The sequence below is a fragment of the Pseudomonas sp. Irchel s3a10 genome, from assembly GCF_900187525.1.
GTDB classification, from domain to species: domain Bacteria; phylum Pseudomonadota; class Gammaproteobacteria; order Pseudomonadales; family Pseudomonadaceae; genus Aquipseudomonas; species Aquipseudomonas koreensis_G.
On the sequence record NZ_FYDR01000001.1, the window covers coordinates 432,171 to 446,440 of the forward strand.

Sequence of the window (14,270 nt, forward strand, 5' to 3'; positions counted from 1 at the left end):
CGCTACGCACTCAAGCGGGAGCAAGCTCCCTCGCCACAGGTTCGGTGCCAAGCATTAACGCGAGTTGCTTTTCGGACCTTGTCCGAACGCCTCATCCACCCGTGCCAGATCCTGTTCGTTCAATGTCCCCGCGTAGTAATGCAGCTTGGTCCAGGCCATCAAATAGTCGTAGCGCGCCTGGGCCAGATCGCGGCGGGTGGTAAACAGTTGTTGTTCTGCGTTCAGCGCATCGAGGTTAGTCCGCTCGCCGCCGAGAATGCTTTGCTTGGTCGACACCACCAGCGCTTCAGCCGAAGCCAGAGCCTTCTGGTAGGCGCGCAGTTTGTTGACCCCCGACAGGCAGGCGCTGAACTGGCGGCGCAGTTCGATCAAGGTTTCGCGGGTCTTGCCATCCAGTTCGTATTCCGCCTGCTCCATGGTGCGGCTGGCCTGACGGGTCGAGGCCGACACCCCGCCACCGGCATACAGCGGAACGTTGACTTCAAAGCCGATGGTGTTGGTGTCATAGCGCTGGTTATAGGTGTTGCCGCTGTCCGATTCAGTCTTGCGGATCGACGCATAGGCACTGACTTTCGGCAGGTGCCCGGCGCGGTTGCGCTCGACTTCGTACTTGGCCACCTCCACCGCTTGGCGTTGCGACGCCAGATTGGGGTTGTTGCTGATCGCCAGCTCATGCCAGGTGTCGTAGTTGGCCGGCATCAGCGCGAAGGTCTGGAAATTCTGATCCAGTGGCGCCAGCTCGCTGATATCCACCGTCTGCACGCCGACCAGCGCCCCCAGTTCACGCAGCGCGGCGTCCTGCTCATTGCGTGCCTCGATCTCTTCGGCGGTCGCCAGTTCATAGCGCGACTCGGCTTCCAGAATGTCGGTGCGCGTGCCCTCGCCCTGTTTGAACATGTGCTCGTTCTGCTGGAACTGCTGCTCGTAAGCCTTCTTCTTGGCTTGGGCGATGTCGATCTGATCTTGGGCGAACAAGGCTTTGGTGTAGTTGTCCAGCACCCGCACCAGCAGCTCCTGACTCTTGCCGCGAAACGCTTCGTCGGCAAACAGCGACTGCGCCACGCCTTTGCGATACGCCGCGTAGGCTTCGTAGTCGAGCAACGGTTGCTGCAAGGTCAGGGTCGAGCCGTAACTGTTGTAGTTGCGATCTTCGGTCAGGTTGCCGCGATTGGTCAGTTGCGTGGCCTTCGAGGTGTTGTGACCGCGGTTGTAGTTGTAACCCAGTCTCGGCAACAGCCCGGCACGGCCGATGATGCGGTTTTCCAGGCCCGCGTCGCGCTCCTTGATCGCGCCGAGGAACACCGGATCGTTGCGCAATGCCTGTTCGTAGACCTCGAATGGCCCCATGGCCGCCAGCGCGCTGTTTCCTGCGAGCAGCGCGCACGCTGCTCCCAACATCGAAAGCTTATTCATACAGCCGAACATCCTTATTCTTCAGTCAATGCAGAGCCAGCGCGATCGAGCAATGGTTTGAACAGGTAGTTGAGCAGTGAGCGTTCGCCCGTGCGCACGAACATTTCCGCCGGCATACCGGGCTTGATCACCAGGCCCTGGAGTTTCTCCATCGCCTGATCACTGACGCTGCTGCGCAACACGTAGTACGGCACGCCGGTTTTCTCATCGACCATCTGGTCGGCGGAAATCAGGCTGACCTCACCCGGTACACGCGGGGTCTTGCTCTGGTTGAACGCGGTGAACAGGATATCGACCGGCAGATGCGTGCCGACCTTGTCGATCAGGTTGATCGGCAAGTGCCCCTCGACTTCCAGGGTGGTGCCTTGCGGGACGATCTCCAGCAGGGTTTCGCCCTGACGCACCACCGCGCCTTCGGTGTGCACGCCAAGGTTGACCGCCACGCCGTCGGCGGTGGCGAGGATCTCGCTGTGTTGCAGGTCGAAACCGGCCGAGGTCAGTTGCTCGGACAGGGTCACGCTTTTCAGCTGAGCGTCGGCCAGTTGCGTGCGTACTTCCTTCTGGTACTCCTCGCCATGCTGTTGCAGTTTCAGGCGCGATTCGAGGATGCCCTGCTCCACCCGGCCGCTTTCACCGGTGTTCTCGGCCAGTTGCTGTTGCACTTGCGACAGCTGCCGCTGGTATTCCATCAAACGGTTGCGCGGGATGTAGCCGTTGTCCGCCAGCGGCTGCAGGTTGCTCAGTTGCTGTTGCAGCGAATCGGCCTGGGCATTGAGGTCGGTACGGGCGCGGCGCATGCCCGCCAATTGCGCGGTGGCACCTTCGATGCTGGCGCGCAGCCCGGCCTGCTCGCGGTAGAACGCTTCGCGGCGGCTGCTGAACAGTTGACGCTGACCTTCCAGCACCAGGGCCAGACGCGGGTCCGGGTCATTGCTCAGTTCCGCAGGAAAGGTGATCTCTTTGCGGTTGTCACGCTCGGCCTGCCAGCGCGCGAGGCTGGCCCAGGCCATGCGGTATTGCGCCTGCAACGACTGCACGTCGGCGGCCACCTGGGTCTGATCGAGACGGAACAGCGGCTGGCCCTGTTTGACGATCTCGCCTTCGCGCACCAGGATCCGGCTGACCACGCCGCTGCTCATCGACTGCACAGCCTTGCGCTTGCCCGAGACCACCACGGTGCCCTGCACCGGGATCCCTTGATCCAGCGGCGCCAGTGCGGCCCAGGTGAAAAAACTGCCAGCGCCGACGATGGCCAGAATCCAGCCCATGCGCGCGAAGAATTTCGCATCGCGCTCCGGGCGCTCGGTGACGTACGCGTGTTCCATGCTCGCTTCGTTTTCAGTGTTCATGCTGGCGCTGCTCATACACCCGAATTCCTTGTCGTGGGCTGGTACTGCCGGCTCATGCTGAGCCCGCCCGGTGCCTGCGCAGATTTTTCCCGTTGTTGTTCCTGGGCGCCGGACAGCGCCTTGAGGACTTCCTGACTGGCGCCGAACGCCTGCAAGCGGCCATCGTTGAGTACCAGCAGCTTGTCCGCCTGAGCCAGAACCGAAGAGCGATGCGTCACCAGCACCACCGTGGTGCCCTTGGCCTTGAGCTGAGCGATGGCGCTGGCCAGCGCGGCTTCACCGACCGTGTCGAGGTTGGAATTCGGCTCATCGAGCACCACCAGGCTCGGATCGCCATACATCGCACGGGCCAGGGCCACACGCTGCTTCTGACCGCCGGACAGGCCACTGCCGTCCTCGCCCAGTTGCGTGTCGTAGCCTTGCGGCAGGCGCAGGATCATTTCGTGCACGCCGGCCTGTTGCGCGGCGGCCACGACTTTTTCCGGATTGGCTTCGCTGAAACGGGCGATGTTCTCGGCGATGCTGCCGCTGAACAGTTCGATGTCTTGTGGCAGATAGCCTATGTACGGGCCGAGCTCGTCGCGGTTCCAGCGATGGATGTCCGCACCGTCCAGGCGCACCGTGCCGCCGAGGGTCGGCCACACGCCGACCAGCACACGGGCCAGGGTTGACTTGCCGGAACCGGAGGCACCGAGCACGCCGAGCACTTCGCCGGCGCCCAGATTGAAATTGATCATCTGCAGGGTTGCCGCGCGCTGCCCCGGAGGGCCGGCACTGACTTGCTCGAAAGTGATCTGGCCTTTCGGCGCCGGCAGCGCCATTGCGTCGTCACTCGGTGGGAACGCCTGCAGCAAGGAGTCCAGACGACGGTAGGCCAGTTTCGCCCCGCTCCACTGTTTCCATACGGCGATCAACTGATCGATCGGGCTCAGCACGCGGCCCATCAGGATCGAGCCGGCAATCATCATCCCGGCGGTCATGTCGCCCTTGATCACAAGCAACGCACCGAGGCCCAGCACCAGCGATTGCAGGCACAGACGCAGGGTCTTGCTGATCGAGCTGATCACCGCACCGGTGTCGCTGGCCTGATTCTGCAGGCCGAGGAACCGCGAGTGCACACCGAACCAGCGCTTGCGCAGCGCGCCGAGCATGCCCATGGCCTGAATGGTTTCGGCGTTGTGCAGGTGACTGGTCGCCAGTTGGCTGGATTTCTGCGAGTAACCGGCGGCTTCGCCCAGCGGTTTTTTGGTCATGTATTCATTGAGGCACGCCAGCGCAATCAGCAACAGCGCACCGGCGGTGGCGAGCACGCCCAGCCAGACGTTGAACAGGTAGATGACAAACAGATAGACCGGGAACCACGGCGCATCGAAAAACGCGAACAGGGCCGGCCCGGTGACGAATTGGCGAATGTGGGTCAGGTCGCCCAGCGATTGCCCGGCGTTGCCCTCGCCCTTGAACAGGTTGCGCTCGAACGCCGCCTGATACACCCGCAGGTTGAAGCGGCGCTCCAGTTGGCTGCCGATGCGGATCACGATGAAGCTGCGGATCACTTCCAGCATGCCGATGAAGGCAAAGAAGCCGACCACCATCAACGACAGCATCGCCAGCGTCGTTTCGTTCTGCGAAGACAGTACGCGGTCGTAGACCTGCAGCATATAAATGGAGGGCACCAGCATCAGCACGTTAATCAGTGCGGTAAAGCACCCGACGCTGATCAGAATGCTTTTATAGTCACCCAAAGCCTTGAACAAGGGAGCGGTGGCTGGGGCCTTCGCCATCTTCATTGATTCTTCCTGAAATGATAGATCCCGCCAGACTTCGGCGAGCGCTCAATTAATGTTCCGCCTACCTGCGAAAGATGTTTTGCAAGTACCCGCTTACAATTCAACAACAACTGCAACGATCACTTATAACGTTCAAGCACTGCCATATATTCAATCTGGATTAGTTGAGCGTTTATTTCGTCGCGCGTTCGAGTGTAACAATCAGGCCTGACTTCAAAGTGCTGGAATAGAGCCCGTCACGTTGTCGGCTGAAAAACACGATTCTTGAACCTTCCGTGCCGGTGATCGATATTCCGTCGGGTTCCGGAAACCAGCCGATGGGCGACTCGTTCAGCCATGCGCCAAGGCACTCGGCGCCCTTGCCGACGGTCTGGTTGGCTTGCAGTTCGAGGGCACAGGTGTTCGAGGGTTTATCCTGCAGCTTTTGCGCTTCGGGCGCGTCATTTTTAGCGCTCAACGTCGCCTGCCATTGCCCGGCGAAAACCGATGGATCTTCAAGTCTGAGGCTGCTTGCCATGGTTGTTTCTCCAGAAATCATGATCAGCGCCGCCGAAAGCCACGCCATTGCCTTGTAGGTAAAAACTTTACAGATCATCAGAAAATTCGCTCCGGCACCTAGCCTTGCCCAGCAATCCACACGATGCAAGCAAAGAAAGCGACGCATCGAGCGCCGCTTTCCCGTTTACATCACGCCACGATGTCGCTGGTCGCTGCCTGGCCCACGGTGCTGACCTGGAAGTCCGCCACACCATGCCCGGAGAAATCCACCGACAACAGGCTGTTGCCGCCCGACGACGTCAGGATCGCGTCGCCGGCCGAACCGGTGAAGCTGCTTACAAAGTGCAGGCCGGAACCGTTGGTGATACCGGTCAGATCGATTTTGTCCAGACCGCTGACGAAATCGAGGATCTGATCAATCGCACCTGGCTTGGAGTCGGAACTGGCCGCGAACACGAAGGTGTCCGAACCAGCGCCGCCCCACAGCTTGTCCGCACCACCGGCGCCGTAGAGGATGTCGTTGCCGGCACCGCCCTTCAGCTCGTTGGACGCACTGTTACCGATCAGCAGGTCGTTGCCCGAACCACCAATGGCGTTCTCGATGGTCACGCCCTTGGCGATGGACACGTTACCGATCATGCCCCCTACGTCGGAGAACGAAGCTGCATTGAGGTTGATCTTCTGGTTCTGGGTGAAACCCGAGAAGTCGAAGGTGTCCTTGCCACCCGCGTCCCACACCGAGAACACCAGCTTGTCGCTCGACGACGAGGCGCTGAGGAAATCGCGACCGGCGTTGGAGTTGAAGCCGTAGGTGGTGTCACCGGTACGGGTATTCATGTTGGCGCCGTAGAGTTTCTGGATCGCGGCAATGTCGTCCATCAGCGGGCCGGAGGAATAGGCTTCCACACCGCCCTTGCTGAAGTTCTGACTGGTATTGCTTTCGCTCCAGTAGCTCATGACGCTGTAGCCGCGGGTGTCTTGCCCGTAGGTGGCGTCATTGTAGGTTGGGTTGCCGTTGCCGGCGTTGTAGTCCCCCGGGTGCGCCAGGCCAAGGGTGTGGCCGATTTCATGGGTCAGGGTCTGACGACCGTAGTTGTTCAGATCCGGGGTCTTGTTCTGCGTATAACCGCTGTTGATCAAGTACCACGAAGTGCCGTCGTAACCCGGACCGGTACCCGGCAGGTAGGCGAACGCTGCTGCGCCGTCCACGCCACCGCTGTAGTTGGCGAAGGTCATGTGGCCGTCACCGCCGGTGGCTTTCTCGGTGAAGGTGACGTTGGCCACGTCGGCCCAGGATTGCATGGCGAGCACGGCCTGGGTTTTCTGTTGATTACTGAACTGACTGAACCCTGTGATCCCGTGCTTGTTCATCGTGCTGGACGATACCGAAGTCAGGAACGTGTAGGTGAGTTCGATCTTGCCGCTGCCATCCTTGTCCTGATAGGCAGCGCCGTCACGCAGCAACTGGGTTGCGGCCTGGTCGACGGAAAAGGAGGGTTTGCCATTGACCGTGAGGTTGCCGCCACGGTCGTACTGGTGGCTGAAGCTATTGATCTGGTTCCAGGCGGAGCTGGTTGCCGCCAGAGCCTGCACTGCGCCTACCGGCACGAATGTGTCTGCAGTGATATCAATAGCGTTAGCTTTTACTTTCGACATAAACACACTTCCTTGTTTAGCAATGGAACAGTTTTTGTCAGATAGCGACGATCCCTGGCGAGATCGTCCTATCACTCGCCCAATGAAGGCGTAAGAAACCTGACACAATTTGAAATCTGTCGTCTAGCATTTTTTTGAGATCAAATTGCACTGTTGCGTAAAACTGCCGTAAACAAAGCCTGCGAGGTCGAAAGATTGTTCTAACGGGTTGATCCCCGTCCAATTGTCTGACGATTTTCTATTTAAATATTAAATATTGGTAAGTTGTTTTTTGTTGGGGGCGTCTCACTTTCCCGCACTCTATTAGTGCGATGCCAGTGTATTGATATCAACTAAATCAGCAGTGCTAAAACACTTGTGGGAGCGGGCTTGCTCGCGAATGCAGGTTATCTGCCAACCTGTTTGCTGACTGATCGAACGCATTCGCGAGCAAGCCCGCTCCCACAGGGGGGGTGATGTGGTTTAGCTACCGGTGCGGATCTTGTTCCACACCCGCGTGCGGATCCGGTCGATGTTCAGCGGCATCGCCTCAAGCGCAAACAGCTTGCCCATCATCTCCGGGCTCGGATAGACCTTGGTGTCATTCTTGATTGCCGGATCGATCAGGCTGTCGGCCTGTTCGTTGCCGTTTGCGTAGTGCACCGAGTTGCTGATATCAGCCATCACTTCCGGGCGCAGCAGGTAATTCATGAACGCATAGCCGGCCTTCTCGTCCGGTGCGTCATTGGGCATGGCAACCATGTCGAACCAGATAGCCGCGCCTTCCTTGGGAATCGCGTAACCGATTTCGATACCGTTCTTCGCCTCTTTGGCGCGGCTCTCGGCTTGCAGAATATCCCCGGAGAAACCCACGGCCACACAGATGTCACCATTGGCCAGATCACTGGTGTACTTCGATGAGTGGAAATAGCTGACGTACGGCCGCACTTTCATCAGCAACGCTTCGGCCTTCTTGTAGTCATCGGGATTCTTGCTGTGGTGCGGCAGCCCCAGGTAGTTGAGCGCCGCTGGCAGCAATTCCGGACCGTTGTCGAGGATCGCCACGCCGCATTTCTGCAACTTTTGCATGTATTCGGGTTTGAAGATCAGATCCCACGAATCCACCGGGGCGTCGTCACCCAGCACTGCTTTGATCTTGGCGACGTTGTAACCGATGCCGGTGCTGCCCCACAGATACGGAAAGCCGTGTTCGTTGCCCGGATCGTTGGTTTGCAGCGCCTTGAGCAATACCGGGTTGAGGTTCTTCCAGTTCGGCAACTGGCTCTTGTCGAGCTTTTTCAGCGCCCCGCCCTGAATCTGCCGCGCCATGAAGTGGTTGGACGGAAACACCACGTCGTAACCAGAGTTGCCAGTCATCAACTTGCCGTCGAGGGTTTCGTTGCTGTCGTAGACGTCATAGGTGACGCCGATGCCCGTCTCTTTCTGAAAGTTTTTTGTCGTATCCGGCGCGATGTAGCTGGACCAGTTGTAGACCTTGACCGTCTCGGCGGCATGGCTGATCGAGGCGGCCAGCAGCAGCGGCGCCAGGGCGAGGGTTTTCTGGATCATGGGGTCGATTCCTGTAGAGACTATTGTTGTTGGCAGGCAATCAAAGGATCAAACAATCAGAAAATCAGCACGTAGCTCTTGCGCACGGTCTCCTGGATATCCCAGATGCCGAGCGTATTGGCCGGCAACATCAGTGCGTCGCCACCTTGTATGTGCAGGGTTTCGCCGCCGTCGTCCGGGGTGAACGTGCAACGGCCGGAGATGAAGTGGCAGAACTCCTGCGCGGTGATCTGCCGGCGCCAGCGCCCCGGGGTGCATTCCCAGACGCCGGTTTCAACGCCGTCGTCGCGCTCGACACTGGTGGTCGAGGCAATGGCGATCGGCTCACCGAGTGGCACGGCCACCGGGTTGGACTCATCCAGTTGCAGGCTGGCGGTGTTCTTGAACTGCGTAATGCTCATGGTGGGACCTGTCGTGTGAAGAAAACGGCGTTTAATGCATGAAACCTTCCATGAAGCCCGCCACCTGGCTGGCCAGCTTGCGCCGCCACGGCGCGGTGGCCGGGTTGGCCAGGGTCTGATCTTCGTGGACGAAGCTTTTGATGATCGCGTTGTAACCGAGCCAGCGGCACGGCTCCGGTTCCCAGGCGCGCAGCGCGTGAATCCCGCCGTCCGGCAGCACCCACGGCTGATGCACCAGTTCGGTGTCGCGCTCGAGAATCAGATCGGCCAGTGTGCGGCCGCCAAGATTGCTGGCACCCACACCCTCGCCGCCATAACCGCCGGAGAGCGCGATGCCATTGGCACGATCACAGAGCATGTGCGGCTTGAAATGCCGGGACATACCGAGGTTGCCGCCCCAGGCATGGGTGATCTGCACGTTTTTCAGCTGCGGGAACAGCTCGCCGAACAGATAGCGGCGCAGCTCGACTTCGTCGCGGGTCAGATCGAAGTTATGGCGCAGCTTGCCGGCGAACTGGTAACCGCCGCGGGCGCCGAAGATCAGGCGATTGTCGGCACTGCGCTGGCCATAAGTGACCTGACGGCTGAACTCGCTGAAGGCCTGGCCACGGTTGAGGCCGATTTCATCCCAGGTCGCCGCCGACAACGGCTCGGTGGCAACAATCAGGCTTTGCACCGGCAACTGATAGCGACCCAGCGGCGGTAGCGTTACCGAGTAACCCTCGACGGCCGGCACAATCCAGCGACTGCGCACACTGGCCCTGGCCGTGCGCAAACTGCCGGACTGCCAATGGGTGACCGGGCTGTTTTCATAGATTTTCACCCCCATGTTTTGCACGGTACGCGCCAGACCGCGCACCAGTTTCGCCGGGTGAATGGTCGCCACGTGCGGCGCATAGATGCCGCCATAGGGTTTCGCCACGCGAATCTGTTGCGCCAGTTGCTCGGGGTTCAGCCAACGGTAATCGCTGTCGGTCAGGCCTTGGGCGTGCAGTTTGTCGAGGTATTCGCGCAGGCTGGTTTCCTGCTCCGGGTAGCGGGCGGCGCAATACAGCACCCCGCCTTTGCGGTAATCGCAGTCGATGCCCTCACGTTCGAGGACAACTTCCACCTCATCGGGGATGCTGTGCAGCAGATCAAACGATGCGCGGCGTTGTTGTGGCGAGAGACCGGCGAGCAGCCGATCCTCGCCCAGCAGATTGCCCATCAGCCAGCCGCCATTGCGCCCGGACGCACCGAAACCGGCGGTTTGCGCCTCGACGATGGCGATATCGAGACCGGGGGCGAGTTTTTTCAGGTAGTACGCGGTCCACAGCCCGGTGTAACCGGCGCCGATGATGGCTACGTCGACATCCAGATCCTGCTCAAGCGTCGGCCGCGCGATCAGCGGCTCGTCGAGTTGATCCATCCACAAACTGATAGTGCGCCACGCCGGCATGCAAGACTCCGCCACTGAAAACCTTCGATGGCGTCGATCCTAGTGCGTGACTTCAATCACTGTCTTGCGCGCGTGCCCGCAAAGAAATTTGTTTGGCGTAGGCCTTCGGTGACAGGCCGGTGTGTTGGCGAAAACAACTGTAGAACGCTGACAGCGAGTTGAACCCGGCGGCAAACGCCAGTTCGTCGATACGCAGCGGCGGCGCGGCGTGGTCCAGCGACTTGAGCAAGTGCTGCAGGCGGGCCTGATTGACGTAGCGATAGAAGCTCTGGCCGAGCACCTGATTGAGCAGGTATGAAATCTGATTGCGGCTGTACCCGCACTCTTTTGCCACCCGTTGCAGGTCCAGTTCCGGATCGAGGTACGGCTGCTGCCGCTCAAAATACTGCTGCAGATCCTCGGCCATGAAACTGATCTGGCGCGGCGACAACCCCAGGCGACTCACCGCCGGGCGCTGACTGGGTGCGACAGCGCCGTTGGTTTGCGTGCGGACCAGCGAGGCGTATTCGTTGACCCGCCAGATTAGGCCGTCCTTGACCGTGATTGCTTCGCTGGAACGGAACGACACCAGCCCGTCGCCACCGCGCAAAGTCACTTCGTATTGAATGAACGCGGTGTTGCCATCCACGCGTATCCGGTCGCAATGCTCGAGCGCTTCGTCGGATTCTCGCGGCATGCTCACGCGCACGTACTCACGCAACTCGTCGAGGCCGAGGACCCGGTTCTGGAAGAAATCGTTGTATTGGACGTCCGGGTGATACAGCGCCATGACGCTGTCCAAATCGCGGTGTTTCCAGCTCAGGTGATAGCGCATGACCGTAGCGGCCGTGGCCGGAGTCTGTTCTGGGCCGTCATCGTCGGCGTGCATAAAGGTCTCGGCGCAAAAGAACCGAGCTTGCCCAAGTTCGCCAAAACGATCAACGAGCAAACGGTAGTGGCCATTTGGCGATGAGTGATCACAGCGTGACTTACATCAAAAAATGCGTAGCAATCGCAAAATGAACTGAAAAATCTCACGGAAAATTCACATGCGGGTGCTACTTTTAACGTCATTGAACGGTTGAGCCAATGAAGGTTCTTCCCACCTAACGTGAGCAAAAGGAAGCGCTCGATGAAGAAGGCGGGCAACACATGAATAAAGGTTCCAGCAAAGTCACGTTCCCCAATGCGTGCCAGCTGATGCGCTGGCACTTTCATCCCATGGGTTTTGAAGCGACGATGGATGCGCCGGGCAGCATGATTGCCCGACTGTTTGATCGGGCCAGCGGCGAAACCTTGATCGCCATCGCCGGCATTCCTTGTGCGACAGTGATGAACGCGGCCGATGTCGAGCGCATCATCGAGGCTGTGGAAGACGAACTGGAGGCCTTCATTCCTCCGGAATCTCTCAAGAGTTATGCATAAACTATTGTTTTATATAAAAAAGCCCGCCAATTCAGGCGGGCTTTTTTGTGCGTGTGTATTAGGCGTTTTGCGGCTGTTTCCGGTGATCGGCGAAGAACGCCTTGCCTTGGACAACCCGATCGGACGCCCTTGGCATGTTCACGGCCTGAGTATCCTGCGGCTCGACGTACCAGTAGCAATGGCTAACCGCCCGGGTGATCCCCACGTAGGCCAGCCGCAGAATCTCGTCCTTCTGCGCCGTGTCATAAGGCTCGCTGTCGCCAGCCTTGCCCAGGCCGGCCATGCGGTAGACCTGATTCTTGTACGGCGAGCTGGTCAGGTGCTGGCAATCCCCGAGCAGGAACACCGCATCCGCCTGCAGCCCCTTGGCGCTGTGGTAAGTCAGCTGTTTCAGCCGTTGCGCTTCGTAAGGCAAGCTCGAATCAACATTAACTACAGGCTGAATATGTTGCTCTATCAATAACTTATCGCTGCTTTTTCGATAGAGCATCAAGATCGAATCACCACGATTGTAATGTTCAGCCAAGCGCTGCCCCAGGGCCTGGTCATCACGCTCCAGCACGTTGACCGGCTGCGCAGGCTTGGGTGCGCCGCTGGCCTTGGCCTTCTTGCCGGGGATTGCCGGTGCGGCACGGACGATGTGTTCGGCAGCGTCGATGATGTGTTGATGGCTGCGGTAGTTGTCGCTGAGCATCACCCGCGTAGTGCTCGGTGACAGGAATTCCTTGTTGAACTCCATGAAGTAACTCGGCGAACTGCCGCGCCAGCCGTAGATCGACTGCCAATCGTCGCCGACGCAGAGCAATGATGAGCGCTGCGCGCCCCGCCCGACATGCATGGCCGGACCGCGACTGCGGATTTCCGCGAGGCTGGCGCGGATCCACGAGACGATCTGCGGCGATACGTCCTGAAACTCGTCGATCATCAGGTGCGACATGGGCCGCAGCAGCTCATCGCTGAGTAACCTGAGGTTCTCCGGCGAATGTTCGCTGAACAGCGCGAACATTCGGTTGTAAGTCATCACCGGCGGCTTCTGATCAAGCAGATGATCTTCCAGTGCGCGCCAGAACAGGCTCAGCGCCTCGAAGAAAAACCGGTCAGGGTCGTCCTTGACAAAACTCATGCGGCCGACCGCATCCGGCACATCCAGCCCAAGGTTTTCGATGAAGCCGGCCGCCGCGACAAAACAATCGAGCAGCGGCGCCGAGACCAGCTCACCTTTGACCTTGTAGTCGAAGCCTGGACCGGCGCTCGCGTCGCCGGCCAAGGTCGACAATACTCGCTTTGAGGCCTCATAACTATCCAACCAAATCAATGGCTTACGACAGAAAGCTTGAAACAGGGTGCGCTTGACGGCCCACTCGGCGCGTACGCTGAGCTTGGCGTTGGGCCGGCAAATCTGCGGGTTTTCCCGGGGATCGAAGCCGAGCACCACCCAGGCATCGAGGCTGGGAATGTAGCCGTGGCAGTGAAAGGTCGAACCGTTGATCTCGAACGTCTGCCGGCTGGGCTCGATGCCCTTGATCGGCCAGGCACCGGCGCGAAACCACAGGTCTTCGATGGCATCACACAGTTCTTCGTCGCGCTTGGCCGCCAGTTCGGTCACCGCCACGCGTTTCTGCACGTCCGGGTGATCGCGCTCAAGTTCCTTGAGCTGCAAGGCAGCTTTGGCCAGCGGTTGAATCAACTGGCGGAAGCGTTCGTCATGATTGAAGAAGCGGTGATAGCAGGCGTTGAGCTGCTGGCGCTGGGCATCATTGATTCGCAGATCGAACGGGTTGCTGTCGACCTCCTCGTCAGCGCCTTGTGGCCGATTGCTGAGATTTTCAAAGGCCTGCAAGCGTTCGAACCCCGGCAGGCTGCGTACCATCGGCAAAATGCGTGAGTGAAAGGTGCGCACCAGTTCTCGCGCCTGTTTCAGGCTCAAGGGCTGGCCCCAGAGCGCAAACATCTCGATCAGCTTATTGATGAAATCCTTGCGCGACTCACGGGTGAACGTGACCACGGTCATCGAATCCAGCTCAAAGCCCAGATAATGCGTGAGCAGCAGAATACGTAGAACCAGGGTGGTCGACTTGCCTGCCCCCGCCCCGGCGATCACCGAGGTCGAGGGGGTGTCACTGAAAATCATCTTCCATTGCGCAGCGCTTGGCTGGGCATGTTCGGGCAGCAGGCGTGCCACGTCAGCCTTCATGCGTTTCTTCAGCTCAGCGGTGAGCGGCAGGCGCCAGTCGTCGAATAGATGATTATCGACGCTCGGCGGACGATGCTCGCTGCTGCGACTGTCACGAATCAACAGCACTTGCCGGCCTTCTTCCAGGCCTTCGAGTTTCCCCTCCTTGAAGCCGTACTCAACGCCAGCGGTGTGACCGCTGCGAAAACCGTCAGCCTGACCGTGCAGCCACGACGCACGGTGTTGAGCGCGCAAGCGTGTCAGGCCATGGCCGAAGAAACGCGCGGCCAGACGCTTGAACCATGGCATTTCGGCCAGTGGACGGAGTTCGGGAGGCAGATCGGGAGTGTGTTGCGCCACGCTGAGGGGCTCCAGTGTGTGAGGCTGTTGGGGGCTATGGTGGCTTTATTTGCTCATGAGTTCTAGCGAAATGCTTACAGCTCATTGGTTTAGGCGATGAACTGAAAGTTGCGTGAGATTGTTTCGAGCCGGTTTTCCATCAACGGATTCGATGAGAATGCCGCACTTTTTACGCTTTTTCTCGATGATGGCCTGATGGATGATGCCCGTCATTAACCGACGGTCTCGCTTCGTGGCTCTGGC

Annotated in this window: 11 protein-coding genes; 1 reads left to right on the plus strand and 10 read right to left on the minus strand. The window is 59.3% G+C overall.

The features are described from left to right. Window positions 1–54 precede the first annotated feature (54 nt). The 9 genes from CKW11_RS01955 to CKW11_RS01995 all read right to left on the minus strand — a co-directional run bounded on the left by CKW11_RS01955 (window position 55) and on the right by CKW11_RS01995 (window position 10,958). A complete protein-coding gene (locus CKW11_RS01955) occupies window positions 55–1,425 on the minus strand; it encodes a TolC family outer membrane protein (RefSeq protein WP_095135964.1) in 1,371 nt (456 codons plus the stop codon). Window positions 1,426–1,427: 2 nt separating this feature from the next. Further along, window positions 1,428–2,777 carry an HlyD family type I secretion periplasmic adaptor subunit gene (locus CKW11_RS01960; RefSeq protein WP_095135966.1) on the minus strand — a complete coding sequence of 450 codons (1,350 nt, stop codon included), beginning with the start codon at window positions 2,775–2,777 and terminating at the stop codon, window positions 1,428–1,430. Then, window positions 2,774–4,549 (minus strand): type I secretion system permease/ATPase, encoded by a 1,776-nt coding sequence (locus CKW11_RS01965; protein WP_095135968.1) that lies wholly within the window; start codon window positions 4,547–4,549, stop codon window positions 2,774–2,776. The genes CKW11_RS01960 and CKW11_RS01965 overlap by 4 nt, the downstream gene beginning before the upstream one ends. A 172-nt stretch (window positions 4,550–4,721) precedes the next feature. Then, window positions 4,722–5,144, minus strand: a complete 423-nt coding sequence (locus CKW11_RS01970; RefSeq protein ID WP_159974162.1) for an AprI/Inh family metalloprotease inhibitor — start codon at window positions 5,142–5,144, stop codon at window positions 4,722–4,724. Window positions 5,145–5,236: 92 nt separating this feature from the next. Then, window positions 5,237–6,703, minus strand: a complete 1,467-nt coding sequence (locus CKW11_RS01975) for a serralysin family metalloprotease (protein ID WP_095135970.1) — start codon at window positions 6,701–6,703, stop codon at window positions 5,237–5,239. 462 nt (window positions 6,704–7,165) lie between these two features. Next, on the minus strand, window positions 7,166–8,251 hold the full coding sequence (locus CKW11_RS01980) for a polyamine ABC transporter substrate-binding protein (RefSeq protein ID WP_095135972.1): 1,086 nt from the start codon (window positions 8,249–8,251) through the stop codon (window positions 7,166–7,168). A 56-nt stretch (window positions 8,252–8,307) separates the two neighbouring features. Further along, entirely contained in the window at window positions 8,308–8,652 is a 345-nt protein-coding gene (locus tag CKW11_RS01985) for a cupin domain-containing protein (protein ID WP_095135974.1), read from the minus strand. Window positions 8,653–8,683: 31 nt separating this feature from the next. Next, a complete protein-coding gene (locus tag CKW11_RS01990) occupies window positions 8,684–10,090 on the minus strand; it encodes an FAD-binding oxidoreductase (RefSeq protein ID WP_095135976.1) in 1,407 nt (468 codons plus the stop codon). Between the two features lie 52 nt (window positions 10,091–10,142). Next, the gene (locus CKW11_RS01995) at window positions 10,143–10,958 is read right to left on the minus strand and encodes a nuclear transport factor 2 family protein (protein WP_095135978.1); all 816 of its coding nucleotides are present in this window, start codon (window positions 10,956–10,958) and stop codon (window positions 10,143–10,145) included. 263 nt (window positions 10,959–11,221) lie between these two features. On the opposite strand from CKW11_RS01995, the gene CKW11_RS02000 reads away from it, so the two are divergent. Then, window positions 11,222–11,494 carry a DUF1652 domain-containing protein gene (locus CKW11_RS02000; RefSeq protein ID WP_095135980.1) on the plus strand — a complete coding sequence of 91 codons (273 nt, stop codon included), beginning with the start codon at window positions 11,222–11,224 and terminating at the stop codon, window positions 11,492–11,494. 58 nt (window positions 11,495–11,552) lie between these two features. Here CKW11_RS02000 and CKW11_RS02005 read toward each other — a convergent pair whose 3' ends face one another. After that, on the minus strand, window positions 11,553–14,027 hold the full coding sequence (locus CKW11_RS02005; protein WP_095135982.1) for a UvrD-helicase domain-containing protein: 2,475 nt from the start codon (window positions 14,025–14,027) through the stop codon (window positions 11,553–11,555). Window positions 14,028–14,270 lie beyond the last annotated feature (243 nt).

Excerpts from the sequence above, each read along its gene's own strand:
- CKW11_RS01990 (WP_095135976.1), bottom strand. The coding sequence starts at position 10,090 with ATGCCGGCGTGGCGCACTATCAGTTTGTGGATGGATCAACTCGACGAG.
- CKW11_RS02000 (WP_095135980.1), top strand. The coding sequence starts at position 11,222 with ATGAATAAAGGTTCCAGCAAAGTCACGTTCCCCAATGCGTGCCAGCTG.
- CKW11_RS01970 (WP_159974162.1), bottom strand. The coding sequence starts at position 5,144 with ATGATCTGTAAAGTTTTTACCTACAAGGCAATGGCGTGGCTTTCGGCG.
- CKW11_RS01995 (WP_095135978.1), bottom strand. The coding sequence starts at position 10,958 with ATGCACGCCGACGATGACGGCCCAGAACAGACTCCGGCCACGGCCGCT.
- CKW11_RS01960 (WP_095135966.1), bottom strand. The coding sequence starts at position 2,777 with ATGAGCAGCGCCAGCATGAACACTGAAAACGAAGCGAGCATGGAACAC.
- CKW11_RS01985 (WP_095135974.1), bottom strand. The coding sequence starts at position 8,652 with ATGAGCATTACGCAGTTCAAGAACACCGCCAGCCTGCAACTGGATGAG.
- CKW11_RS01975 (WP_095135970.1), bottom strand. The coding sequence starts at position 6,703 with ATGTCGAAAGTAAAAGCTAACGCTATTGATATCACTGCAGACACATTC.
- CKW11_RS01980 (WP_095135972.1), bottom strand. The coding sequence starts at position 8,251 with ATGATCCAGAAAACCCTCGCCCTGGCGCCGCTGCTGCTGGCCGCCTCG.
- CKW11_RS01965 (WP_095135968.1), bottom strand. The coding sequence starts at position 4,549 with ATGAAGATGGCGAAGGCCCCAGCCACCGCTCCCTTGTTCAAGGCTTTG.
- CKW11_RS01955 (WP_095135964.1), bottom strand. The coding sequence starts at position 1,425 with ATGTTCGGCTGTATGAATAAGCTTTCGATGTTGGGAGCAGCGTGCGCG.